We start from the raw sequence: 22,572 nt of genomic DNA, 5'->3' as shown, positions 1-22,572 counted from the left end.
CTATCTTGCTTTATAGCTGTTTTTTAATACAAAGAGGTTTGCTATTCCTAATACAAGTACCCAAGCAAGTAACATACCAATATTAGAAAAAGATATTTCCCCACCTTTTTTATTTAAAAGATTTACAATTGGACCAACGAACGAGTAATCTAACACTTTCTGAGCCGTATCATTTTGAAGAGCAATCATAGGTAAAAAAGAGACAATTAACATAGGGAAGATACTATAAACTTGCGCTTTAGACTGAGTATCTGATACCGCACCGATTAGAAGGTTGAGAAAAATAATACAAATAGTTGCTAGGAGCAAATAGATAGCATAGGCAACTAAATAACCAGATACATCTACTTTAAGATAGATGGGAAGTACAATCATAGCAACCAACATTATCAAAATAGGGAGAACGAGCATACTGAAAGTATATTCTGTTGCTGTCACACCACTTAGAATGAGTGATTTGAGATTTCGTTTTTCCTTATCTTCTGCCATCATAATCGATACCATATAACCACTTCCCATGCTCAAGACCATCGTCAAGCTAGCAGATAGTAAAAATAGGCTCAATTGTCCATTCTTATTTGACAATTCATTATATAGAACAGCAATACCAAAAGGCATCAATAAAGTTGCTAACAAACTTGAATTGCTAATAAGAACTTGCACTCTTAACCATAGTAGGGCATTTAATTTTCTAAACATCTAACTTTTCTCCTGTCAATCTGATAAAGATTTCTTCTAAAGTCGGCTCACAAGAGTGAACCACCATCAAATCTGTCGTATCTAAATGTGGTAATTCTTCAAATGGAACTATCTGTTCTCGTCCATCATTATAAACCACACGTACCTTCTTATCCACATGGTACTTCTGGATAATGTCTTGCGGACTTCCATACTCTATTAAATTACCCTTATTCAAAAGAGATAAGCGATCACAAAGCAGAGTTGCCTCATTCATATCATGCGTGGTCAGAAAGATAGTTGTCCCCGCTTGCTTTAATTCTTGAAGTAGGGTATGAATCATCTTGGATGTTGTAGGGTCTAAGCCACTGGTTGGCTCATCTAGAAAGAGAATCTTAGGAGCATTAAGAAGGGCACGAGCCAAGAACATTCGTTGTTTCATTCCTGTAGATAGTTTTTCTGCGATAACATCTTTAGCATCTGCCAATCCAACCTGTTGGAGCACCTGAACTACTCTATCTGACTTGAGACCATATAACTTAGCATAGATGAGAAGATTTTTATAAAGACTCATCTTTTCATAAAAACCACTGCCATCACTAACAATACCAATTTGTTCCAAATCATTTGAGGTTAAATCTTGAGAATTCTTGCCTAACAAAATTGTGTTACCTTGATCTGCAGCCAACTGACCTGTCAAGACATTGATCATGGTTGTTTTACCTGAGCCAGAAGGGCCAAGAAAACCAAAGATTTCACCCTCCTTAATCTCAAAAGAAATCTGATGAAGAGCTTTTTTGCTCCCAAAACTTTTGCTTACATTTTCAACACGAATCATAGAAACTCCTTTATTTAAAATAACGTTTCACCATAGGCAACTGCATCACATTGATATAAACATGGATTGCTCCGACAAACAAGAAGGCTAGTAACTGAATCTCTCCTGTCAGTAAAGAAAAGAGAGCAATCAGAAAGTACAAAGCTGGCAAGACATACTGATGTAATTGGAATAAAATCCGAAAACTCTGTTCCAAATTAGCCTGGCGCTCCCCTTCATCGTAAGAATTGACATAGCCTAAGATATCCTTTGGCATAGAGAAAAATACCAAATCAAACTGGCGAACAATCGCAATGGTTTTATAAAAATATTTTTGAACATTAAAAATCAATACTAATCCCAAAAAAGAAAGAGATAAGGTTAGATGGCTTCCATTTAGTACAACCATTTCACTTGCTGAAATGAAGAGAGCCAATAAAATCGCTACGTTTGTAATATTAAAAGCAATGCTTCCAAACTCAAGATTCCGATACATTTGCACATAATAGGTTTCATTCAGGTCATCATCCATTTCCTCTTGATACAAGGAGTGAAATTTTCTGCTTTTCTTTAAGAAATTGAAAGTCAAAAGAATACTAATGAAACCTATCAGTAAACAAATAGTTGATATCCAGGGTATCAAGACTTTTACATCTAAAATGATTGCGTGGGATTCGGCAGCATCCTTAAACATCCCTACAAAACCTCCCAAGAAACCTCCAAAGACAACAGACATTAAAAATAACAATCCACCTTTATTTTTCTTTTTCATTTTCATTCTCCTTTTTCACTTGCTAGATTTTTTGATTTCTTTTCAATCCATTCAATTACTGGGATGAGAGCAAAGTAGGCCCAAACAAATTGGTTACTTTGATATGGATTAAACCAGCCTAAGTCTATCCCAATCAATAGAAACACGCTGACTAATAGAACTGTGACCACTACATAATAAATCACTTTGTACTTGTTCATCACTCGTCCTCCTCCAAGCGAAATACCGATTCGACTGTTTCGTTGAAAATTTGAGATATTCTCAGGGCAATGATAATGGACGGGGTGTACTCATCCCGTTCCAGTAGGCTAATGGTCTGTCTGGAAACCCCTGCCAACTTGGCTAGTTCGGTTTGATTGAGACCATCGCGAGCTCGAAGCTCTTTTAGACGATTTTTTAGTTGCATGTTACACACCTACTCTCCGTCAAATTCAACGGTTTGGATATCCTCAATACGTTGCAACTTGAATTTTTCTTTCCCCTCTTTATCAACACTACGTAGTTTGACCCATTCCTCATCAACATCCACAACTTCCCATAAAGATGTTCCAAACACTTGTCCAACGATTGTTGGATTTTTCCCAATTAATTCTTGCAATAATCTTGACATTTCTATATTTCCTTTCTCTTTTCGCTCAAGCTTTTTGATTTTATTCTCTAGTTTCTTGATTTTTTTAGAATTATTAGAATAAAAGAAAATCATAAATAGTATAAATACTACCCACATCATAGCTCCTTTCTGCTTTCTATTTCTTAACTTGCTTACATTGTAACACATCTTTTTCTTTTTGACAAGCATATTTGTCAAAAAGTTTATGATTTTTGTCATTTTGCAAAAGAAAAAGGTCAGGAATAGGTTCCTGACCAGTTTATCTATCATTAAAAGCCTAGTTTTTCAAAGATTTCTGAGAAGTTTTGGCTGATAGTCTCAAGCGACACTTGCACTTCTTCTCGGGTTTGGTTGTTCTTGACCGTCACTTGTCCGCTTTCGACTTCACTCTCTCCTAGGGTGATGAGGGTCTTAGCCGCAAAGACATCGGCTGACTTGAACTGAGCTTTGAGTTTACGGTTGAGGTAATCACGCTCTGCTTTGAAACCTTGTTGGCGAAGAGCCTGTACCAATTCCAAAGCCTTAACATTTGCTCCTTCTCCCAAGACTGCGATATAGACATCTAGGGCGTTTTCGATAGGGAGGGCCACACCTTGCTTTTCAAGAATGAGAAGCAGGCGCTCTACACCAAGTCCAAAACCAAATCCAGCAGTTTCTGGTCCACCAAAGTAGGCAACCAAGCCATCGTAACGACCACCCGCACAGACTGTCAAGTCATTGCCCTCAATCTCAGTGATGAACTCAAAAATGGTGTGGTTGTAGTAGTCCAGACCACGCACCATATTGGTATCGATGATATAGTCTACACCCAGATTTTCCAACATCTGACGCACAGCATCAAAATGAGCTTGGCTTTCTTCATCAAGGAAGTCCAAGATAGACGGTGCATTCTCTACAGCCACCTTGTCTTCTTTTTCCTTAGAGTCCAAGACACGAAGAGGATTTTCCTCCAAACGACGCTGGCTATCCTTAGACAAGGTCTCCTTGAGTGGTGTCAAATAATCAATCAAGGCTTGACGGTAGGCCGCACGGCTCTCAGGATTTCCAAGAGTATTGAGGTGCAACTTGACACCTTGGATGCCGATTTCTTTCAAGAAATGGGCTGCCATCGCGATGGTTTCCACATCGGTAGCTGGATTGCTAGAGCCAAAACACTCGACACCAATCTGGTGGAATTGGCGCAAACGCCCTGCCTGTGGACGCTCATAGCGGAACATAGGGCCCATGTAGTAGAACTTACTTGGCTTTTGCACTTCTGGGGCAAAGAGTTTATTTTCCACATAGGAACGGACAACTGGCGCTGTTCCTTCTGGACGGAGGGTAATATGGCGGTCACCCTTGTCATAGAAATCGTACATTTCCTTAGTTACGATATCCGTTGTATCTCCGACAGAGCGACTGATAACCTCGTAATGCTCAAAAATGGGCGTACGCACTTCTGCGTAGTTGTAGCGCTTGAAAATCTCACGGGCAAAGCCCTCAACGTACTGCCATTTGGCAGACTCAGCAGGTAAAATATCCTGCGTTCCTTTTGGTTTTTGTAATTTCATAGGGAATCCTCTTTAAACTTAATAGTCTTATTTTACCATAAATAGAGGGATTAAAACAGTAAGAAAAAAATTAGGATTTAGATATCATTTTTGAGATTAATAACTGTCAAAAGAATAGCCAGCAAGGAAAGGCCAACAAATAGCATCCAAGTCAACTGTATATTCCATACGGCTACTAGTGAAAAACAGGCTGTTCCCACAGGTATGGACAAGGTAAACAATAAACCTAAAAAATTACTGGTACGAGCTAGAACCTCTGGAGCTAGATTTTTCATGAGCATGGCACTAATCTTTGGTTGAACTTTACCAGACACATACAGAGTTAAAAAGAGAAATAGCAAACCAAGCACGACTTGATTGAATACGTTAGCCAGACCAATTAGAGTGAGCCCTACGGTAGCCCACATCATCAATCTAGGCAGGGACTGCTTCCCAAAATAATCATTGCCCGTAAGGCTACTGATGATGACTGCTACTAAAGCACCGACTTGACTGATAAATAACGCCTCTGTGTAAGAAAAATTCAAGAGAGAGTGGCTCAAAAAGAAGATATTGTAGATGCCCCCTAAGGAACCACCCAAGGCATTGATAAGCAAGACAGCAAAGATCATGAATCCAAAGTTTTTCTGTCCACCTTTAAGAAAAACAAGGCGTAAATTTCGGTAAATTGTTAGGAACTGGTCTTTGATAGAAAGCTTCTCATTTTTTAGTGATTCACCATCAGCAGATGACATTGACAGGCTCAATTTACTTTTTCCTAAAAAGAGAACAGAGGCTGATACTAGGAAGAAACAGGCATTGATTCCCGCAACAAGGGAAAAATTGTTGACCGATAAACCTAAGAGCCATACTCCAAAAGCTTGACCACCAATAGCTGAAATATAGGTGATGAACTGGGAAAAAGAATAAGCTTCCATCAGATCATCTTCAGCTACTTTTTCCTTAATGAGAGGCATGCGCAAACCACCAGCAAAATCACTGATAACATCACTAATGACATTGATCAAACACAGGCTAGAAAAGGCAAAGAGAGTAGCTTGCTGAACAACTAGGGCTGCTAGAAAAAATAAAACCGCCTGAAACAAACCGCTATAGACCATCCATTTGACCTTGTCCCTCGTGTAATCTGCCCGAATCCCTACAAAAACTGTAAAGAGCGTGGGAATGATCATGACAATATTCGCCATAGCAACAGCAAAGGAGGCTTGTGACAAGGTCGATGCATAGACGATAAAGACCAGATTGAAAATCGAAGCACCAAAAGCATTGAAGAATCGTGACAAAGTCAAGAGTCGATAAGCTTGATTTCTAAACAATAGTTTCATAGGTAATCTCCCTTCTTGTTAGAAGTTTTATGTGAAGTATGACTATAGTATAGCACTTGGAAATTCTAGAGGAAAAACTTTTGAATATATGCAACAAACAAAATGAGCAAAAAGAAACGATAGAATTTCTCCAGTGACACGAGAGAGCTCAACAATTCTATCGCTTAAAATTTTAAATTATTTTCTTGGTTTGCAGATATTCAACAATCGTTCGTATTTCTATAATATTCGGCAGATTTATTACAGCCAAGCATCTCAAAAATATGGACAGCATCTTCCATCTTTTTCTGGCCTTCCTTGACTCTACCTTGCTTGCTATCAAGGAGACCCTCTGCCCACAAATAGACAGTTCGGAAATAGGTCTCATTTTCCTTGTAAAAATGCTCTTCGATAACACGTTTAAAATAATAGGCATTAGTAAATTCTTCACACTCAATACTGGCTAAAAAGCCATTCAATAGTATAGTGTGAAAAAGGTTTCGATTACCAGACATTTCCATTAGAAAATCAGATTTTCGTACCATTTCTCTAACATACCTAGTGAAAAGAGAAACAGATAAAAATGGTGAACTGACTGAAAATAAATTGAGTTCATAGATCCCCCAGATCTCGGTAGAAAACAAATAATCATGAAGGACTTTCCCTTCCTCTGCCGTTAACTCTACCCTTTCATCCATACCCTTCATATAAGACTTGATAAGAATGGCATTTAGAATATGTTTCTGTTTGTTTTGAGAATGGGCATGCTTTTGATACTCCTTGCGATACAAGTCCTCAAGAGGTGCTATATTCTTTGGATCCAAAACATCTATGATTTCTTTTCTCAACTCAGAATCTGTATCATACTGAAACCCTCTCGCCAGAAAGAGGATTTCCTCCACACTGGCAGATATATTTTCTAGGGCAAATAGAAATTTTTCCACCGAAAGTTCACTCTGACCTGTTTCAAAGCGGGACAACATAGACGGCGAAAATTGTCCCCCAGTTGCTTGTCTCAGCGAAATATTTCTTGACTCTCGTAATTGTCTAAAGACTTTTCCAATCTGCTCCATAGACTTCTCCCTGATTCCGTATTTTCTTCATTTTATCATATTTTTCAGAAAATTCATCAAAAACTTGCCAAATTGTCAGAATTATGAGAAAATAGAGGATATTTATCACGTGGAGGGACTGTAATGAGAGACGATATCAAAATCAATGACCGTGCTTTGGCCTTGAAAGACCAAATTATCGAAAAACTAGAGAAGGTTTTTGATACAGATGTGGAATTGGATGTTTACAATCTAGGGTTGATTTATGAAATCAATCTGGACGAAACAGGTCTCTGCAAGATTGTCATGACCTTCACCGATACTGCCTGCGATTGCGCCGAAAGCCTGCCTATCGAAATCGTGGCAGGTCTGAAACAAATAGAGGGTATCGAAGATGTCAAGGTTGAAGTTACCTGGTCGCCTGCTTGGAAAATCACACGAATCAGTCGCTACGGCCGTATTGCCCTTGGACTGCCACCTCGTTAAGCAGGCAAATCACTTTTGAAGATAAAAATAAGCAAGCCGAAGTTGGCTTGCTTTTTGAGTTTATTTTTTACCTGACTTGTCCATATTCCAGAAGTCTGTCACGGCTCCACGAGAAGCAGATGATACGATATGGGCGTATTTACCGAGGACACCACGGCTGTAAAGTGGTGGCAAGGTTGTTTCTGCCTTACGTTTTTCAAGTTCTTCTTCAGATACGACCATGGAAATTTCTTTGGTATCTTGGTCAACTGTAACGATATCGCCTGTACGAAGGTAGGCAATTGGTCCACCATCCTGAGCTTCAGGAGCGATATGTCCAACAACCAGACCATAAGTACCACCAGAGAAACGACCATCTGTCAAGAGGGCAACCTTATCTCCTTGACCTTTACCGACGATCATTGATGAAAGTGACAGCATCTCAGGCATACCAGGACCACCCTTAGGTCCAACGAAACGAACAACGACTACATCGCCATCGACGATTTCATCTGTCAAAACAGCCTGAATAGCATCTTCTTCTGAGTCAAAGACCTTAGCTGGACCAACGTGACGACGAACTTTAACACCTGATACCTTGGCAACCGCACCGTCAGGAGCAAGGTTCCCGTTCAAGATGATAAGCGGACCATCTGCACGTTTTGGATTTTCAAGTGGCATGATGACTTGTTGACCTGGTGTGAGGTCTGCAAAGTCAGCCAAGTTTTCAGCAACAGTCTTACCAGTACATGTGATGCGATCTCCGTGAAGGAAACCATTTGCCAAGAGGTATCTCATAACCGCAGGCACACCACCGACTTCGTAGAGGTCTTGGAAGACATACTGACCAGATGGTTTCAAGTCGGCCAAGTGAGGCACACGCTCTTGGATCGTATTGAAGTCCTCAAGTGACAAGTCAACATTGGCAGCATGGGCAATGGCAAGCAAATGAAGAGTGGCATTTGTAGAACCACCGAGAGCCATAGTCACAGCGATGGCATCTTCAAAGGCTTCACGAGTCAAGATATCTGATGGTTTGAGACCAAGTTCCAACATCTTAACAACAGCACGTCCTGCTGCTTCGATGTCTTCTTTCTTATCAGCTGATTCAGCTGGGTGAGAGGATGAACCTGGCAAACTCATACCCAGAACTTCGATAGCAGTCGCCATGGTATTAGCAGTATACATACCACCACAGCCACCAGGTCCAGGACAAGCATTACATTCAAGACGTTTTACGTCCTCAGCTGTCATGTCACCGTGGTTCCATTTTCCGATACCCTCAAAAACAGAAACCAGGTCAATGTCTTTGCCATCAAGATTTCCCGGCGCAATAGTTCCACCATAGGCGAAAATAGCTGGAATATCCATGTTGGCAATGGCAATCATAGAACCAGGCATGTTCTTGTCACAGCCACCGATAGCAACAAAGGCATCCACATTGTGACCACCCATAGCTGCCTCGATTGAGTCCGCAATAATATCACGAGATGTCAAAGAGAAACGCATACCAGGCGTTCCCATGGCAATCCCGTCCGCTACAGTGATAGTCCCAAACTGCACAGGCCAAGCACCTGCAGATTTGACACCTTCTTTAGCCAACTTCCCAAAATCATGCAAGTGAATGTTACATGGTGTATTTTCCGCCCAAGTCGAAATAACCCCTACAATCGGTGTTTCAAAGTCCTTATCTGTCATACCAGTCGCACGAAGCATGGCACGGTTTGGTGATTTAACCATGCTGTCATAAATGCTACTGCGGTGACGTTTATCTAATTCAGTCATTTGTTCCCTCCCATTTCAGTTTTTACTATTATAGCACATTTTAAAAGCAATGAACAGAAGAAAATTCTTGAATTTTCAGAAAATTCTATACAGAAATATTTTCTTTAAAAATGTTACATTTATTTCTTGACTTTATAAATTAAAGTGATATCATTTAGATATCAAATAATAGGAGGTCATTCTTATGACTGAAAAACTAATCAATTCAAAACCAAATGGTGTATTCGCATTGATTCTCATTGAATTGGCGCTCGTACTCGGTATCTTTATATTTATAATGGGTGTTGGTTCGGAAAACATTTTTGGAATTATTATCGGACTTTTATTAAGCTTAATTGCAGGCCTAGCTCATGCTGGTTTAAAAGTTGTCAAACCTCAGGAAGCTCTGGTTTTGACCCTTTTTGGTAACTATACAGGTACCATCAAAGAACCTGGTTTTTACTTTGTTAATCCCTTCAGCGTAGCAGTCAACCCTGCAAATCACACTAGACTGGGACAAAGTGGTGATGTTAGCACAAAATCTCCTTTGTCAGGAATGAAATCATCAAATGGCAATGATGTAAACATTGAAATTGGCAAAAAACAGATTTCCCTCAAGGTTATGACCTTGAGCAATTCTCGCCAAAAAATCAATGATTGTCTAGGAAATCCCGTAGAAATCGGGATCGCGGTAACTTGGAGAGTTGTTGATACAGCCAAAGCAGTCTTCAATGTGGACAACTACAAAGAATATCTTTCATTGCAATGTGATAGCGCCCTCCGAAATATTGTCCGCATCTATCCTTACGATGTCTCTCCTAATGTGGATACTACAGGTGACGGGCAAGCAGATGAAGGTAGTCTCCGTGGTTCTAGTGAGATTGTAGCTAACCGTATTCGTGAGGAAATCCAAAGTCGTGTTGAGGATGCTGGCTTGGAAATCCTTGAAGCACGTATTACTTACCTAGCTTACGCTCCAGAAATTGCTGCTGTCATGCTTCAACGCCAACAAGCATCTGCCATTATTGATGCCCGTAAGATGATTGTGGATGGTGCTGTAGGAATGGTTGAAATGGCACTAGAACGACTCAATGAAGGGGAATTGGTAGAGCTTGACGAAGAACGAAAAGCTGCCATGGTTTCAAATCTCCTTGTCGTACTCTGTGGCAATCATGATGCACAACCAATTGTCAACACAGGAAGTCTTTACTAAAGATGGCTGAAGCTAAAAAGAAGCAGATCCCCCTTCGACTCTCAACAAAGTTATACGCTGCACTCGCATCATGGGCAGAAGATGACTTTCGTTCAGTCAATGGGCAAATCGAATATCTCCTCACAGAATGTGTCAAACAACGGAAGAAAGACGGAAAATACGTATCAGAAACCATTGACGAACCATTTGAGATTGATATTTAACACCTTCTCCTGTCTGCTAGGACTGACAGGAGAATTTTTTCATCTTTTTTTGTCAAGTAACTTTACTTTACAAAAAAAATGTGTTATTCTAATATGGTTGATGAAAATCAGTAGATTGAATCGAATATAAATACCTAAAGGAGAAATCAAAATGGCAGTACCTGCACGTCGCACTTCAAAAGCGAAGAAAAACAAACGTCGTACACACTACAAAGTAACAGCTCCATCTGTAAACTTTGACGAAACTACTGGAGATTACTCACGTTCTCACCGTGTATCACTTAAAGGATACTACAAAGGACGTAAAATCGCTAAAGCTGCATCAGCTGAATAATAGAAGGGAGATACCATGCGCGTAAATATTACACTTGAACACAAAGAATCTGGTGAACGCTTGTACCTTACTTCTAAAAACAAACGTAACACTCCAGACCGTCTTCAATTGAAGAAATACTCACCAAAACTTCGCAAACACGTTGTGTTTACAGAAGTAAAATAATAGGTCATTCCGTTTCATGACTTACACCCTATTAGTTAGACAAAAATATCTAGCTGATGGGGTGTTTTATTATAAAACTAACATTACATAGTCTTTCTCTATATTCTTCCAACTGATAATATTTAAGGAGAAACATTAATGAAAATAAAATTTAAAGAAAGCAATACCATTACTTCCATAAAATACAAATCTTTTTTATTTGTAAAATTGCCGCTACTAGCTATTTTGTACGCAGTTGTTATCAACTTCATACTTAGCTTTAAGTTGACAACTATAAGTGACTTGCTAACGTCTAAAGGTATTATCCCTTTAATCTTAATTATTCTACTGGCTTATCTTACCTTCAAGAACTATGCTTCTTTTAAAGACTTACGTGAAAATTATAAAGCTAAGAATATTGATGGTGTTAATATACTGGTAAAACTTATTCGCATACATGATAGAGTTAAGGTCAGAGAGCTTGGATTTAACAAGACAATTTATAACTACACATTTTCATGGGAAGATATCATTTTCCCTGCCATTAACAACCATATAAACGGCTCAAAACTTGAACCACTTGTTAAAAAATATTCTTTCCAGGTACTATCTATGAACATTCCCGCAAAAATGATTGGGAATGTGATCTATGTTGATCCCAAGGTGCTTGAAGAATGTATTAAAAATGATATTGAAGAAAGAAATAAACTTTTAAATTTTTAAAGATGACTTTTGTTAAAGTTATCAATAAAAAATGGCTCTTTGTCAACTGTAGTAAGTTGATGAAGAGCTTTTTTCTAAAGCATTCATGGTGGCACATCCTTTAGACTACTATATCACTTTGAACTATATGGGTCTAATTGCTTATAGACGATGATAGCTGGATACTAAGAGAAATCAAAAAGCACTAAGGGAAAGCGTCCCAAAGTGCTTAATATCAAGGCTCTAAAGCCTATCTGATTTAATAAAATATTACAACATTTTGTTGTAGAATTCAACGACAAGTGCTTCGTTGATTTCTGGGTTGATTTCGTCGCGTTCTGGCAAGCGAGTTAATGAACCTTCCAATTTTTCAGCGTCGAATGATACGAATGCTGGACGTCCAAGAGTAGCTTCTACTGCTTCAAGGATAGCCGGAACTTTCAATGATTTTTCACGAACTGAGATCACTTGACCTGGATTTACGCGGTATGATGGGATATCAACGCGTTTTCCGTCAACAAGGATGTGACCGTGGTTTACGAATTGACGAGCTTGACGACGAGTAGTCGCAAGACCAAGACGGTAAACAACGTTATCCAAACGGCGTTCCAAAAGAAGCATGAAGTTGAAACCTAGGATTCCGCCTTTGATTTTTGTAGCTTGTACGAACAAGTTACGGAATTGTTTTTCACCTACACCGTAAGTGAAACGAAGTTTTTGTTTTTCAGCCAATTGCAAACCGTATTCTGACAATTTAGAACGGTTGTTTGGTCCGTGTTGTCCTGGTACGTAGTTACGACGTGCCAATTCTTTACCTGTACCTGTAAGTGAAAGGCCAAGGCGACGAGCTTGTTTCCAAGATGGTCCTGTATAACGTGACATGTGAATGTCCTCCTGATATAAATAATATTTCGGTGGAAATAGTCACTTAGAAAGCCCTGATTCGTGCAGATGCCCTTCGCCTAAACAGCCAAGGTTACTTATCATAAGACACCTGTTGACGAGCTTCATGCTTTCCTGCTGATATTTCGCACAAAATCCATTTTACCATGAATGGCTAGATTTGTAAAGGGGTTTTAAGCTTTATTTTCACTGCCAGAGAGGTTGAGAAGGAGGGTAAAGGTGCTTCCGAGGCCGTACTGGCTGGTAACTGTGATTTCTCCACCTAATTGATGGGCCAATTCACGCGCAATCGCAAGCCCTAAGCCATGACCACCTGTTTTCATGTTACGCGAAGTTTCTACACGATAAAGGCGTTTGAAAATATTCTCCAAATCCTCTGGGGCAATCCCCTGTCCCTCATCAGTCACACTGATTGAAAGCTGGTTATTTTCCAGCTTAGCCACCACTTCCAGCTTGGTTCCTGGAGCTGAGTATTTAAAAGCGTTATTGACCAGATTCACCAAGATACGAGAAAGTTTAGCATAATCTCCTTCAATCCGAGCAGACTCTGGGATTACCTGCAAATGGACATCTCGCTCTTCCTGCTCAATCAAGAACTGAAATTCACTCATGCACTCAATCAAGAGCTGGTCCAGAAAAATGCTGTCTTTGCTGGTCGTTTCGACCTGATTTCTAGCTGTGTTTAGAGTCAAAAAATTCAACTCCTCAACCAGTTTATTGAGTCTTTCTGTCTGGCGTCCAATGGTTGCTAGATAATGGTCCTGTTCTCCTTCCTTGATAACCCCATCCAAAATCCCTTCTACCGTCGCTTGGATCGAAGTGATAGGGGTCTTGATATCATGCGACAGCTGGGCAATCATCAAACCCTTTTCTCGCTCGCTTTCTTCCAAGGAATCAAAGGTGGCCTGCAAATCATGGGACATTTCATTGAAAGCTTGGCCTAATTGTTGAAATTCTACAGGGCCTTGAACCTCCAGATTTGATGGAAAGTCCTTGTCCGCTACTCGCTTGGCATGTTCCTTGAGTTTGCTCAATGAAGTAAAGACCGGTGATAAAAGAAAGAGACTAATCCCAGCACCGATAAAACTAGCCACGAGAGTCATACCCACTAGGAAATAAATTTCTCTTTCTTCAATTAGCATTCGCTGGATGGCCCAAAAAACCACGATAATCGTTAGGAGTGTTGAAATGATATACCCCACTAAAATATAACTTTTTAATTTCATTGACTACCTCGTGCTTTCTCAATTTTGTAGCCCAAGCCCCAGACGGTTTTGATGGTCGGTGTTTCTGCACTAGCATGTTTAGTCAACTCCTGTCTAAGAGCATGAATATGAACATTCAAGGTATTGGTATCATCCACATAGTCTTCCTGCCAGACCTTTTCATAGAGGTCTGTCTTAGAGAAAACCCGCTCTGGATTGCTGGCTAAAAGCCATAGAAGTTCGAAGGATTTGACGGTCAAATCAAGCGCCACATCTCCGACTTGGACCTCATGACTACCGTGATTCATCCGTAAATCCCCGAGACTGACGACCTCTGTCTCACCTCCACGATGAAGGCGCCGCAAAATATTGTGGACACGCAAAACCAGCTCACGAGGGCTAAAGGGCTTGGCAATAAAGTCATCTGCCCCCAAGCTCAGGCCGTAAATCTTGTCCTGCTCGCTTGTCTTAGCCGTTATAAAGAGAAAAGGCTGATCCGGAGATTGATACTGAACTTCGCTAATCAAATCATAACCATCCATCCGAGGCATCATGATATCTGTAATAATCAAATCAATCGCTTTTCGCTTGAAGATTTCCAAGGCCTCTACTCCATCATGGGCCACCAAAACCTGATATCCTGCCTGAACCAGATAACGTTGATGAATATCTGTGATTTCTACCTCGTCGTCAACGAGTAAAATTGTCTTTCCCATCTGTCTCTCCTTTGAAAAAAACAGTGCTATACCACAATAGTATAACACTATTTTTATCTCTTTACGAACATTCTAAACGATATCTAGATTTTTCATATCCTAGATAGAAAGTCTGTAGCTAGACTAGTCATTTTCTTCTTTTTTAGCTTTCAAACCGAGGCCACCTAGAAGTCCGGCCAAAGCTAATCCAAAGAATCCAAGAGTAGCCATTGATGTTTGGGCTTCACCAGTATATGGAAGCATGTCTTTTTGGTCTTTCATTTGATCAGCCATCATTGGACTTGATACCTTGTTAGTAGATGCCATCTTGCCTTCATCAGGCATTTTACTTGAGGTTACCATAGGCTGGCTAGCATTCATGGTTTTGTCCTGCTCTTTGTTAGGCATCATCTTATCCTGGCTAGCAGCTGACATTTTAGATTTCATATCATTGAGGGACTTATACCCATTCAAGTTCACTGTCAATTCTTTAGTCGCTACAAGGTTAGTCAAATCAGCCTTGCCATCTTTAGCACCGTACACTTTGATGGTAGCTTTATAGCTTTGAGTGCCGTTTTGTTTCAAAAGGTCAAGAAGCTCTTTGTCAGATTTACCTTGAGTGCCAGCCAAATCCACTTCATAGAAGTAAAGACCTTTGCCCAATTTTTCTACTGGTGGAAGAGCTGGATTTTTAGCTGAACCATTGTCTGACCATGGAGCCTTGTCAGAGGCTTTCAAGATAAGGCGAGTCAACATACCGTCACCGGCGAAGAATTCGTATGGAATAACTTGGTTAACACCGGCTGTGAATGGACCTGGGAAATTAGCTTTGTCCAAGTAAGTAGCCGGAACATCCACTGTATCTTTCGTATTATCAGCCACACCTTTTTGCACTTCAGCTGGGGTAGTTAAGCCATTTAAGTTCACTGTCAATTCTTTAGTCGCTACAAGGTTGCTCAAGTCTGCCTTGCCGTCTTTCGCACCGTACACTTTGATAGTAGCTTTATAGCTTTGAGTGCCGTTTTGTTTCAAGAGGTCAAGCAAATCTTTATCAGATTTGCCTTGGGTACCAGCCAAATCCACTTCGTAGAAATAGAGGCCTTTGCCCAATTTTTCTACTGGTGGAAGAGCAGGATTTTTAGCTGAGCCGTTATCTGACCATGGAGCCTTGTCAGAAGCTTTCAAGATAAGGCGAGTCAACATACCGTCACCAGCGAAGAATTCGTATGGAATGACTTGGTTAACACCGGCTGTGAATGGGCCTGGGAAATTCGCTTTATCTAAGTAAGTGGCTGGGACATCTACTGTGTCTTTAGTGTTGTCGGCTACGCCCTTTTGCACTTCAGCTGGAGTAGTCAAGCCATTCAAGTTGACATCCAATTCTTTAGTCGCTACAAGGTTGCTCAAGTCTGCCTTGCCATCCTTCGCACCATACACTTTGATGGTAGCTTTGTAGCTTTGAGTACCGTTTTGTTTCAAGAGGTCAAGAAGTTCTTTATCAGATTTACCTTGGGTACCAGCCAAATCCACTTCGTAGAAGTAGAGGCCTTTGCCCAATTTCTCTACTGGTGGAAGGGCGGGGTTTTTAGCTGAGCCGTTGTCTGACCATGGAGCCTTGTCTGATGCTTTCAAGATCAAACGAGTTAACATACCATCTCCGGCGAAGAATTCGTATGGAATGACTTGGTTAACACCTGCTGTGAATGGGCCAGGGAAATTGGCTTTGTCCAAATAAGTGGCTGGTACATCTACTGTATCTTTAGTGTTGTCGGCCACGCCTTTTTGAACTTCAGCTGGAGTGGTTGCTGGTCGAGCTTCATTTGCTTCACGGTCTTGTCCAGTAACTGCAGGAGCAGGATTTGTCGCAGGTTTAACCGCATCTTCTGTTTCTTTCTTAGACTCTGGTTTTGCTTGCACTTCTTCTTTAGGTGCTACTACTTGGTCTTTAGCAGCCACATCCGCTTTCTCTGGAGAGTTTGTAGTATCCAAGCTTGCTTTAGGTGCTGAGTCTGCCTGTTCTGAAGGAAGAGCTGTATCGACTGCTTCTTTGAGAAGTTCTGCTGGTAAGTCGCTCTTTGCACTCACCGAAGCAGCGTCTGGTACGACTTGAGCAGGGGTTGGATTGACCACATCGGCACGCACAGAACCTGGTTGCCCAACTAGGACAAAGAAGCCACTAGCCACAACAACTGAGGCAACACCGACACTAAGACGGCGAATAGACCAACGAGTATATCTTTGATTTGGATTGAATTTCATAGGATTCTCCTTAGAGTTTTTCTTTATTTGATGACTCTAGTATAATCTCCTAAAATTAAAAAGGATTAAGAAAAAGTTAAAATTTTTCTTAAATCCCTCTTATAAAATACTTATATTAATTTTTTTACGAATTTAATTCTGCCAAATCATCTAGATACTGGTTGTTAATGACCGCCAAGATATAGGCATCCGCCTTCAAGAGATCATTAGGGCCAAACTGGACATCCAAGGGTGAATTTTCTTGTTCACGAAACCCTAGGACATTGAGGTTGTATTTGCCACGTAGATCTAGCTGGCTCAGGCTTTGACCTGCCCAAACACTCGGAATCTTCATCTCCACGATAGACACATTTTTATCCAGCTGAAAGACATCAACATTGTTATGAAAGAGAATGGTCTGCGCCAGAGACTGCCCCATTTCATACTCAGGTGAAATCACCGAGTCAGCACCGATTTTTTCTAGCACCTTCTTGGCTGTCTGGCTTTTGACCTTGGCAATAACCCTTGGTACCCCCAAACTCTTACAATGCATGACTGCAAGCACACTCGACTCTAGATTTTCTCCTGTTGCCACTACAACCGTATCACAGGTATCAATTCCTGCAGTTCTGAGGAGTTCCTCATCTGTGATATCGCCAACAACTCCACGCGCTAAAACAGGCTCAAATTGATTGATGTGCTCTGCGTGGTCATCAATGGCAATGATATTCATATCTTGCTTGGCGAGGGCCGTCAGGACACTACTCCCGAAAATCCCCAAACCTAAAATTCCAATCGTACGATCTGACATCATTCTTCCTTTCTTATCCAATACTAATATCTGCTTTCATATACTGAATCAAATCTTTCTTATCAGGCTGGTAATCCGCTAGACTAACCAGCAAGGTCAAGGGACCAATACGGCCGATAAACATGAGCACCATGACAATGCTAAGAGCTAGCTTGCCCAATTCTGGTGTCAGATTTGCCGTTACCCCAACTGTAGCAAGAGCTGAAATGGTCTCAAACATGAGGTAGATAAATCGCGGTGTTCCTTCTGCTGTAATTCCCAACAACATCAAGCCCAACAAGAAGGTCATCAAAAAGATAATGAAGACACTAAAGGACTTTTGGACTGTTCGAGCCTCAATGGTTCTCTGCGCAACATTGGCATGAGGCAAGCCTAGCAATTCACTACGCGCAAAGACCAATAAGACAAAGAAAGTCGTAATCTTGAGACCCCCAGCCGTCCCTCCAGGCGCCCCTCCGAGAAACATCTGTAGGATATAGATAAACAGGGTCACAGGCCGAGCTTGAGTGTAGTCAATAGAGGCAAAGCCAGCTGTTCTCATGCTGACGGTTTGGAAAAAGCTAACCAGCACTTTCTCTGGAACGCTGAGATTGCCAATGGTTCCTGGATTGTGCCACTCCGTAAAGAGTGTAGATACTGTCCCAAACAGCAAAATCCCTGCAGTCAAGAAGAGAACCAACTTGGTGTGGAAACGCAGACGGCGTTTTTTCTTCTTATCAAACTGGGTTGCTAAGTCAAACCAGACCATAAAGCCGAGACCACCCGTGATAATCAAACCAGCAATGACCAGATTGATCAAGGGATCCGTCTGAAAAGCCACTAAACTGCTACTGCCGAAATTATCAAAACCAGCATTACAAAAGGCTGAAATGGCTAAAAAGATGGAGGTAAAAATGCCCCTTCCCCAGCCGAACTCAGGAATAAAACGGAAACTTAGTAGAAAGGCACCCAAGCCCTCCACCAGAAAAGTCGTCAAAAAGATAGACCGCATAAAGGACTTCAAAGACTTACTTTCCCCATAACTAAAACTCTCCTGAATGGTTTCACGACTACGCAGACTAAGCTTTTGCTTGCCTTGGATATAAAAAATCCCGATAAAGGTCATGAGCCCCAGACCACCAATCTGTATCAAGAGCATACAAATCAACTGCCCCCAGACATTATAGGTAGTAGCCACTGGTTGCGTAAAAAGACCAGTCACACAGACCATGGACACCGTCGTAAAGAGATGGTCAAAATAAGTAGCCTGAGAACCACTTGCCTGAACAAAAGGCAAACTCAAAAGAAGAGAACCTATAAAAATAACTCCAGCGAAACTCAGAAAAATCCGACGAGCTGGCGAAAGTCCGCCCAAGGCTCTTTCAATTTTTTTCACAAATAATTTAAATAACATACATCCATTGTACCATAAAAAGAAGAAGAGTAGCTAGAACTGAAAGGCAATCTCAAGGCAGAGTTCCAAGGCCTTCTCGAAAGTTTCTGAACCCCAGTCACGACTATCGTACTGATCCAAGTCTGCTAAAGAATCAGCTGTGAACAACAATTCTCCCCAGAGAACCCCACGCAGTTGGGCTACTGCCGCAAGCGCAGAACACTCCATCTCCACAACAGCACAGCCTTCTTCCTTACGATAAGACACCTTTTCAGCCGTTTCTCGATAAAAACCGTCTGTCGTCCATGTCATGACTTCTTCATAGGAAATCCCTCTGGCTTCCAAAACTTGCTCAATAGTAACAATAGCCTCTGACTGCATTTCCATATAACGAGAAGGTGCCGCATAGTGGTAACTAGCTCCCTCATCTCGCAGAGCCCGAACAGGTACTAGAAAGGCATTTTCCTCTATATCAGCTAGCACACCACAAGTACCGGTGGAAATAATCTGCTCCACACCATAGCCAATCAACCAATCCATAAACTGGGCTGCTGGAGCGGAACCAACAGGAGCCTGAGCCAGACAAATTTCCTCGCCCTTGTAGTTCACGACATAGACTGGATAGGTCTTGGTGGCTGAAACGAATTCGCCGACACAATCCGCCCCTACTTCCCTCGCATAGCAGTCAATCTCCTCACCTAAAAAAGCATAGACACACTTCTTGGGCAAGTGCAAGTCCAGCTCCTCGTGATTGGACATGATGACCGCCTGAGGATTGTCGTCAAACTCTAAAATAGGAATCGCATGTTTCTGAATCATAACCCACCTCCTCTGATTTTGTACTATTGTATCAAAAGCTGACTGAGTGTCAAGTAGGGGGTTGATGAACTGAGGAGAAAAAGCATCCCACTTACGAGATGCTTTTAAATTAATCAATGAAGCAGACTTTATAAAATATAGAGTAGGTAAATGTGGGCTTGGTCAAAGATGATGAAACCTACAAAGAAAGAAACAACCTCCGCTGTTCCTTTTTACTTCTATTTCACAGGTATTTCCTTAATCACGCGCGCGGGATTGCCAGCTAGGACAACATTATCACCAAAAGATTTGGTAATCACGGCCCCTGCTCCTGCCACTACGTTATTGCCCAGTGTCACTCCAGGAAGGACAATAACGCCACCTCCAGCCCAGAAATTGTCTCCGATAGTAATAGGCTTGCCGTATTCCACACCTGAATTACGTTCCTGCGGGTCCAATGGATGGAGGGGAGTCAAGAACTGACAGTTGGGACCAATCATAGCATTGTCCCCGATGCGAATCGGACAAACATCCAGCATGGTCAAGTTCCAATTAGAATAAAAATTTTCCCCTAGATGGATATTGACTCCATAATCGACTACCAGTCGTGGATTGACAAAGATATTTTGTCCAGTCGAGCCGAACCAAGTCTTGATGATTTCGACTCCCTTCAAGGGATCTTCTTCCTTGTTAAAGGCAGATTGTTTTTGGCGAGAAGCCTGAGCCAAGGCCCGCAATTCTGGGTCCGATGGACGGTAAACCTCTCCCGCTATCATTTTCTGGTATTCACTGGTCATTGTTTTCTTCTCCTTGTTCCTTACTATCATATCAAAATTTCTACGTGTCTGACTAGGATAAGGGGGACTTTCTACAATTGATCCTCTTCGAAAATCAAATTCAAACCGCGTCAACGTCGCCTTGCCGTACTCAAGTACAGCCTGCGGCTAGTTTCCTAGTTTGCTCTTTGATTTTCATTGAGTATTAGATGCTGGTCTTTATCACATCCTACCTTGCTAAACGAATACGAATCACAATTCCATCTTGGTCTATGATTTCCAACTGGCTCGATGTCAGCCACTTGATTGGTGCATCAACTTCTTGTGCTCGCTGGGCAATCGTTAACAGTTCTTCTTTATGTGCGACTTCGATGACATAGTAGGCCAAACCTGGCAAGCCTTGCTTACGCGGAGCTAGGCCTTTTCCTCCCCATTCATTGACTGCTAAATGATGATGATAGTCCCCAGCCGCAATCCAACTAGCGCTAGGCACACTGAATTTATCCTCTAGCCCTAACACCTTTTGATAAAACTGGCTGGACTTTCGACTATCCTTGACGGACAAATGGATATGCCCCATTCTCGTACCCTCTGCTAAAGTAAAGGGCTCTACTCTTTCCCCCAACTCATAGATATCCTGTGCCGCAAGGACCTCAGTGACCCCTATAATACGACCGTCTTCTCGAATATCCCATGTAGAAACCGGCTTATCTCGATAGAGTTCAATGCCATTTCCCTCCAAATCCTCCAAATAAAGGGCCTCACTGTAACCATGGTCTGCACCGCCGACTAGAGGAATCTGTAAATCTGTCAGGTGTTTCAAGACATCTGCCAAAGCCTTGCGTGTCGGCAAAAGAATAGCCAGATGGTAAAGACCATAATGTTCCCTTACTTCACCTCTCTCTTGTGCTTGAATCAAGTGTACCAAGGCTTTTCCTTCAAGTCCCAGAACGACCTCTGTCTCAGTTTGAAATAAGATTTCTAAACCAATAACTTGCTGATAAAAGGCTGTTTGACTTGCCAAATCCTTTACATTTAAAACTGCCTCTGCTAAATAAATGTGGCTCTTGTATTCATAGGTCATAAATGGTCTTCTTTTCTGTTGTAATATTTTTTGTTACAACTATTATATCATTCCCATCAAGAAAGTCAAGTTAGACAACTTATAGATCATGATTCTGTAATCTTGTCTATATGGGATTAGAACGAGAAAATCTACAGAGAATTGACAATAAAACCACCGAAAATTTTTAACCAATACTATGATAACTCTCATCTCAATCCCAAAAAGAAAAGGAGCGGATATGATATCCTACTCCTTATTCTTATCAGAAAATCTAATTAGAATTAGTCTTCTTTTTTCTTGCGAGCAACAAGTCCAAATTGACTGTTACTGGGACTTCTACCTCTACGATTTCTCCTGATGGTAGTTTCACTTTTACTTTAACACTTGGTTTTTGTCCTGCCGTATCAGTTGCTGGGATTTCTCCAACTTCTACGATTTCGGCACCTTTTGGTAACTCAACATGTTTCTTAACATCATCTTTGCCAATTGGAGTTCCAACCTCTACTACGATTGGGGTAGTTTTAACTGTTTCTCTTGGAGCTGGAGTCGCTTTTGGAGTAACAGTTACTGGAACTTCTACTACAATAACTTTTCCATTTGGTAATTCCACAGTTACTTTGACTGGATCTTTCTTACCTGGTGTTGTCAAGTCTGGAATGTTTTCAACATTTGTGACCTTGCCACCTTCTGGAATCTTAATTCCTTTTGTGTAATCCTCTGGCGTTAATGGGGTAGATGTGACTGGTGTCTCAATCTCTTTAACAGGTGTTACATTAACTGGGACTTCTACTGTAATCACTTTTCCATTTGGTAATTCAACCGTGACTTTAACTGGATCCTTCTTACCTGGTGTTGTCAAGTCTGGAATATTTTCAACATTCGTTACCTTGCCACCTTCTGGAATCTTGATGCCTTTTGTGTAATCCTCTGGGGTTAATGGGGTCTTAGTTACTGGAGTTTCAATTTCCTTAACAGGTGTTACATTAACTGGGACTTCTACTGTAATCACTTTGCCACTTGGTAATTCAACCGTTACCTTAACTGGATCTTTCTTACCTGGTGTTGTCAAGTCTGGAATATTTTCAACATTCGTTACCTTG

The 22,572-nt window shown here is 41.2% G+C and carries 26 protein-coding genes; 6 read left to right on the top strand and 20 right to left on the bottom strand.

Going from position 1 to position 22,572, the window contains the following annotated elements; translation table 11 throughout:
- The 9 genes from D8855_RS07510 to rgg form a co-directional block, all read right to left on the bottom strand.
- Entirely contained in the window at window positions 1-699 is a 699-nt protein-coding gene (locus D8855_RS07510) for an ABC transporter permease (RefSeq protein ID WP_125416799.1), read from the bottom strand.
- Window positions 692-1,516: an ABC transporter ATP-binding protein gene (locus D8855_RS07505; RefSeq protein ID WP_125416797.1), complete on the bottom strand. Its 825-nt coding sequence runs from the start codon at window positions 1,514-1,516 to the stop codon at window positions 692-694. Before D8855_RS07505 ends, D8855_RS07510 begins: the two co-directional genes overlap by 8 nt.
- Window positions 1,517-1,526: 10 nt before the next feature.
- Window positions 1,527-2,267, bottom strand: a complete 741-nt coding sequence (locus tag D8855_RS07500) for a DUF3169 family protein (RefSeq protein ID WP_185757574.1) — start codon at window positions 2,265-2,267, stop codon at window positions 1,527-1,529.
- Window positions 2,268-2,269: 2 nt separating this feature from the next.
- On the bottom strand, window positions 2,270-2,467 hold the full coding sequence (locus D8855_RS07495) for a hypothetical protein (RefSeq protein ID WP_125416793.1): 198 nt from the start codon (window positions 2,465-2,467) through the stop codon (window positions 2,270-2,272).
- Entirely contained in the window at window positions 2,467-2,673 is a 207-nt protein-coding gene (locus D8855_RS07490; RefSeq protein WP_125416791.1) for a helix-turn-helix transcriptional regulator, read from the bottom strand. Before D8855_RS07490 ends, D8855_RS07495 begins: the two co-directional genes overlap by 1 nt.
- A gap of 9 nt (window positions 2,674-2,682) precedes the next feature.
- The gene (locus D8855_RS07485; protein WP_125416789.1) at window positions 2,683-3,147 is read right to left on the bottom strand and encodes a hypothetical protein; all 465 of its coding nucleotides are present in this window, start codon (window positions 3,145-3,147) and stop codon (window positions 2,683-2,685) included.
- Window positions 3,147-4,427: a histidine--tRNA ligase gene (gene hisS, locus D8855_RS07480; RefSeq protein ID WP_078353102.1), complete on the bottom strand. Its 1,281-nt coding sequence runs from the start codon at window positions 4,425-4,427 to the stop codon at window positions 3,147-3,149. Before hisS ends, D8855_RS07485 begins: the two co-directional genes overlap by 1 nt.
- Window positions 4,428-4,504: 77 nt before the next feature.
- Complete coding sequence (locus D8855_RS07475) at window positions 4,505-5,752, bottom strand: MFS transporter (protein ID WP_125416787.1); 1,248 nt, start codon at window positions 5,750-5,752, stop codon at window positions 4,505-4,507.
- A gap of 200 nt (window positions 5,753-5,952) precedes the next feature.
- Complete coding sequence (gene rgg, locus D8855_RS07470; RefSeq protein WP_125416785.1) at window positions 5,953-6,804, bottom strand: quorum-sensing system transcriptional regulator Rgg; 852 nt, start codon at window positions 6,802-6,804, stop codon at window positions 5,953-5,955.
- Window positions 6,805-6,927: 123 nt separating this feature from the next.
- Here rgg and D8855_RS07460 point away from each other — a divergent pair, with 123 nt between their 5' ends.
- Complete coding sequence (locus D8855_RS07460; RefSeq protein WP_033681053.1) at window positions 6,928-7,269, top strand: metal-sulfur cluster assembly factor; 342 nt, start codon at window positions 6,928-6,930, stop codon at window positions 7,267-7,269.
- A gap of 60 nt (window positions 7,270-7,329) precedes the next feature.
- Here the strand turns inward: D8855_RS07460 and ilvD are convergent, their stop codons facing one another.
- Window positions 7,330-9,033 carry a dihydroxy-acid dehydratase gene (ilvD, locus tag D8855_RS07455; protein WP_125416783.1) on the bottom strand — a complete coding sequence of 568 codons (1,704 nt, stop codon included), beginning with the start codon at window positions 9,031-9,033 and terminating at the stop codon, window positions 7,330-7,332.
- 184 nt (window positions 9,034-9,217) lie between these two features.
- Here ilvD and D8855_RS07450 point away from each other — a divergent pair, with 184 nt between their 5' ends.
- The 5 genes from D8855_RS07450 (at window position 9,218) to D8855_RS07430 (ending at window position 11,629) form a co-directional block, all read left to right on the top strand.
- The gene (locus tag D8855_RS07450; RefSeq protein ID WP_004269911.1) at window positions 9,218-10,225 is read left to right on the top strand and encodes an SPFH domain-containing protein; all 1,008 of its coding nucleotides are present in this window, start codon (window positions 9,218-9,220) and stop codon (window positions 10,223-10,225) included.
- Between the two features lie 2 nt (window positions 10,226-10,227).
- Window positions 10,228-10,428 (top strand): type II toxin-antitoxin system antitoxin, encoded by a 201-nt coding sequence (locus tag D8855_RS07445; RefSeq protein WP_000796544.1) that lies wholly within the window; start codon window positions 10,228-10,230, stop codon window positions 10,426-10,428.
- A 151-nt stretch (window positions 10,429-10,579) separates the two neighbouring features.
- The gene (rpmF, locus tag D8855_RS07440) at window positions 10,580-10,762 is read left to right on the top strand and encodes a 50S ribosomal protein L32 (protein WP_000290417.1); all 183 of its coding nucleotides are present in this window, start codon (window positions 10,580-10,582) and stop codon (window positions 10,760-10,762) included.
- A 15-nt stretch (window positions 10,763-10,777) separates the two neighbouring features.
- The gene (gene rpmG, locus D8855_RS07435) at window positions 10,778-10,927 is read left to right on the top strand and encodes a 50S ribosomal protein L33 (RefSeq protein WP_001265622.1); all 150 of its coding nucleotides are present in this window, start codon (window positions 10,778-10,780) and stop codon (window positions 10,925-10,927) included.
- Window positions 10,928-11,065: 138 nt separating this feature from the next.
- On the top strand, window positions 11,066-11,629 hold the full coding sequence (locus D8855_RS07430; RefSeq protein ID WP_125416781.1) for a hypothetical protein: 564 nt from the start codon (window positions 11,066-11,068) through the stop codon (window positions 11,627-11,629).
- Between the two features lie 249 nt (window positions 11,630-11,878).
- Here the strand turns inward: D8855_RS07430 and rpsD are convergent, their stop codons facing one another.
- From rpsD to D8855_RS10570, 10 genes are all read right to left on the bottom strand, one after another.
- Complete coding sequence (gene rpsD / locus D8855_RS07425; protein ID WP_049508141.1) at window positions 11,879-12,490, bottom strand: 30S ribosomal protein S4; 612 nt, start codon at window positions 12,488-12,490, stop codon at window positions 11,879-11,881.
- Window positions 12,491-12,684: 194 nt separating this feature from the next.
- Entirely contained in the window at window positions 12,685-13,737 is a 1,053-nt protein-coding gene (locus D8855_RS07420) for a sensor histidine kinase (RefSeq protein ID WP_125416779.1), read from the bottom strand.
- The gene (locus D8855_RS07415; protein ID WP_125416777.1) at window positions 13,734-14,432 is read right to left on the bottom strand and encodes a response regulator transcription factor; all 699 of its coding nucleotides are present in this window, start codon (window positions 14,430-14,432) and stop codon (window positions 13,734-13,736) included. Before D8855_RS07415 ends, D8855_RS07420 begins: the two co-directional genes overlap by 4 nt.
- Window positions 14,433-14,555: 123 nt before the next feature.
- The gene (locus tag D8855_RS07410; protein WP_125416775.1) at window positions 14,556-16,670 is read right to left on the bottom strand and encodes an SSURE domain-containing protein; all 2,115 of its coding nucleotides are present in this window, start codon (window positions 16,668-16,670) and stop codon (window positions 14,556-14,558) included.
- Between the two features lie 124 nt (window positions 16,671-16,794).
- Entirely contained in the window at window positions 16,795-17,460 is a 666-nt protein-coding gene (locus D8855_RS07405; protein WP_001283905.1) for a potassium channel family protein, read from the bottom strand.
- Window positions 17,461-17,473: 13 nt separating this feature from the next.
- On the bottom strand, window positions 17,474-18,853 hold the full coding sequence (locus D8855_RS07400; RefSeq protein ID WP_023944048.1) for a TrkH family potassium uptake protein: 1,380 nt from the start codon (window positions 18,851-18,853) through the stop codon (window positions 17,474-17,476).
- Window positions 18,854-18,886: 33 nt separating this feature from the next.
- Window positions 18,887-19,651 carry a nucleoside phosphorylase gene (locus D8855_RS07395; RefSeq protein WP_125416773.1) on the bottom strand — a complete coding sequence of 255 codons (765 nt, stop codon included), beginning with the start codon at window positions 19,649-19,651 and terminating at the stop codon, window positions 18,887-18,889.
- Window positions 19,652-19,869: 218 nt separating this feature from the next.
- Window positions 19,870-20,427, bottom strand: a complete 558-nt coding sequence (locus D8855_RS07390; protein ID WP_125416771.1) for a sugar O-acetyltransferase — start codon at window positions 20,425-20,427, stop codon at window positions 19,870-19,872.
- Between the two features lie 208 nt (window positions 20,428-20,635).
- Entirely contained in the window at window positions 20,636-21,490 is an 855-nt protein-coding gene (locus D8855_RS07385; protein WP_094753876.1) for a VOC family protein, read from the bottom strand.
- 253 nt (window positions 21,491-21,743) lie between these two features.
- On the bottom strand, window positions 21,744-22,572 hold an 829-nt coding region (locus D8855_RS10570; RefSeq protein WP_260467333.1), incomplete at its 5' end, for a Rib/alpha-like domain-containing protein.

It is taken from the genome of Streptococcus mitis, assembly GCF_003942685.1.
Taxonomy (GTDB): Bacteria; Bacillota; Bacilli; order Lactobacillales; family Streptococcaceae; genus Streptococcus; species Streptococcus mitis_CD.
The sequence above is the reverse complement of the archived record's forward strand: the minus strand, read 5'-3'. Positions and strand labels throughout refer to the sequence as shown.

Excerpts from the sequence above, each read along its gene's own strand:
- D8855_RS07500 (WP_185757574.1), bottom strand. The coding sequence starts at position 2,267 with ATGAAAAAGAAAAATAAAGGTGGATTGTTATTTTTAATGTCTGTTGTC.
- D8855_RS07510 (WP_125416799.1), bottom strand. The coding sequence starts at position 699 with ATGTTTAGAAAATTAAATGCCCTACTATGGTTAAGAGTGCAAGTTCTT.
- D8855_RS07445 (WP_000796544.1), top strand. The coding sequence starts at position 10,228 with ATGGCTGAAGCTAAAAAGAAGCAGATCCCCCTTCGACTCTCAACAAAG.
- D8855_RS07430 (WP_125416781.1), top strand. The coding sequence starts at position 11,066 with ATGAAAATAAAATTTAAAGAAAGCAATACCATTACTTCCATAAAATAC.
- D8855_RS07420 (WP_125416779.1), bottom strand. The coding sequence starts at position 13,737 with ATGAAATTAAAAAGTTATATTTTAGTGGGGTATATCATTTCAACACTC.
- rpsD (WP_049508141.1), bottom strand. The coding sequence starts at position 12,490 with ATGTCACGTTATACAGGACCATCTTGGAAACAAGCTCGTCGCCTTGGC.
- D8855_RS07490 (WP_125416791.1), bottom strand. The coding sequence starts at position 2,673 with ATGCAACTAAAAAATCGTCTAAAAGAGCTTCGAGCTCGCGATGGTCTC.
- D8855_RS07495 (WP_125416793.1), bottom strand. The coding sequence starts at position 2,467 with ATGAACAAGTACAAAGTGATTTATTATGTAGTGGTCACAGTTCTATTA.
- D8855_RS07385 (WP_094753876.1), bottom strand. The coding sequence starts at position 21,490 with ATGACCTATGAATACAAGAGCCACATTTATTTAGCAGAGGCAGTTTTA.
- rgg (WP_125416785.1), bottom strand. The coding sequence starts at position 6,804 with ATGGAGCAGATTGGAAAAGTCTTTAGACAATTACGAGAGTCAAGAAAT.
- D8855_RS07485 (WP_125416789.1), bottom strand. The coding sequence starts at position 3,147 with ATGATAGATAAACTGGTCAGGAACCTATTCCTGACCTTTTTCTTTTGC.
- D8855_RS07475 (WP_125416787.1), bottom strand. The coding sequence starts at position 5,752 with ATGAAACTATTGTTTAGAAATCAAGCTTATCGACTCTTGACTTTGTCA.
- D8855_RS07410 (WP_125416775.1), bottom strand. The coding sequence starts at position 16,670 with ATGAAATTCAATCCAAATCAAAGATATACTCGTTGGTCTATTCGCCGT.
- D8855_RS07450 (WP_004269911.1), top strand. The coding sequence starts at position 9,218 with ATGACTGAAAAACTAATCAATTCAAAACCAAATGGTGTATTCGCATTG.
- D8855_RS07415 (WP_125416777.1), bottom strand. The coding sequence starts at position 14,432 with ATGGGAAAGACAATTTTACTCGTTGACGACGAGGTAGAAATCACAGAT.
- D8855_RS07400 (WP_023944048.1), bottom strand. The coding sequence starts at position 18,853 with ATGTTATTTAAATTATTTGTGAAAAAAATTGAAAGAGCCTTGGGCGGA.
- rpmG (WP_001265622.1), top strand. The coding sequence starts at position 10,778 with ATGCGCGTAAATATTACACTTGAACACAAAGAATCTGGTGAACGCTTG.
- rpmF (WP_000290417.1), top strand. The coding sequence starts at position 10,580 with ATGGCAGTACCTGCACGTCGCACTTCAAAAGCGAAGAAAAACAAACGT.
- D8855_RS07405 (WP_001283905.1), bottom strand. The coding sequence starts at position 17,460 with ATGTCAGATCGTACGATTGGAATTTTAGGTTTGGGGATTTTCGGGAGT.
- D8855_RS07460 (WP_033681053.1), top strand. The coding sequence starts at position 6,928 with ATGAGAGACGATATCAAAATCAATGACCGTGCTTTGGCCTTGAAAGAC.
- hisS (WP_078353102.1), bottom strand. The coding sequence starts at position 4,427 with ATGAAATTACAAAAACCAAAAGGAACGCAGGATATTTTACCTGCTGAG.
- ilvD (WP_125416783.1), bottom strand. The coding sequence starts at position 9,033 with ATGACTGAATTAGATAAACGTCACCGCAGTAGCATTTATGACAGCATG.
- D8855_RS07505 (WP_125416797.1), bottom strand. The coding sequence starts at position 1,516 with ATGATTCGTGTTGAAAATGTAAGCAAAAGTTTTGGGAGCAAAAAAGCT.
- D8855_RS07390 (WP_125416771.1), bottom strand. The coding sequence starts at position 20,427 with ATGACCAGTGAATACCAGAAAATGATAGCGGGAGAGGTTTACCGTCCA.
- D8855_RS07395 (WP_125416773.1), bottom strand. The coding sequence starts at position 19,651 with ATGATTCAGAAACATGCGATTCCTATTTTAGAGTTTGACGACAATCCT.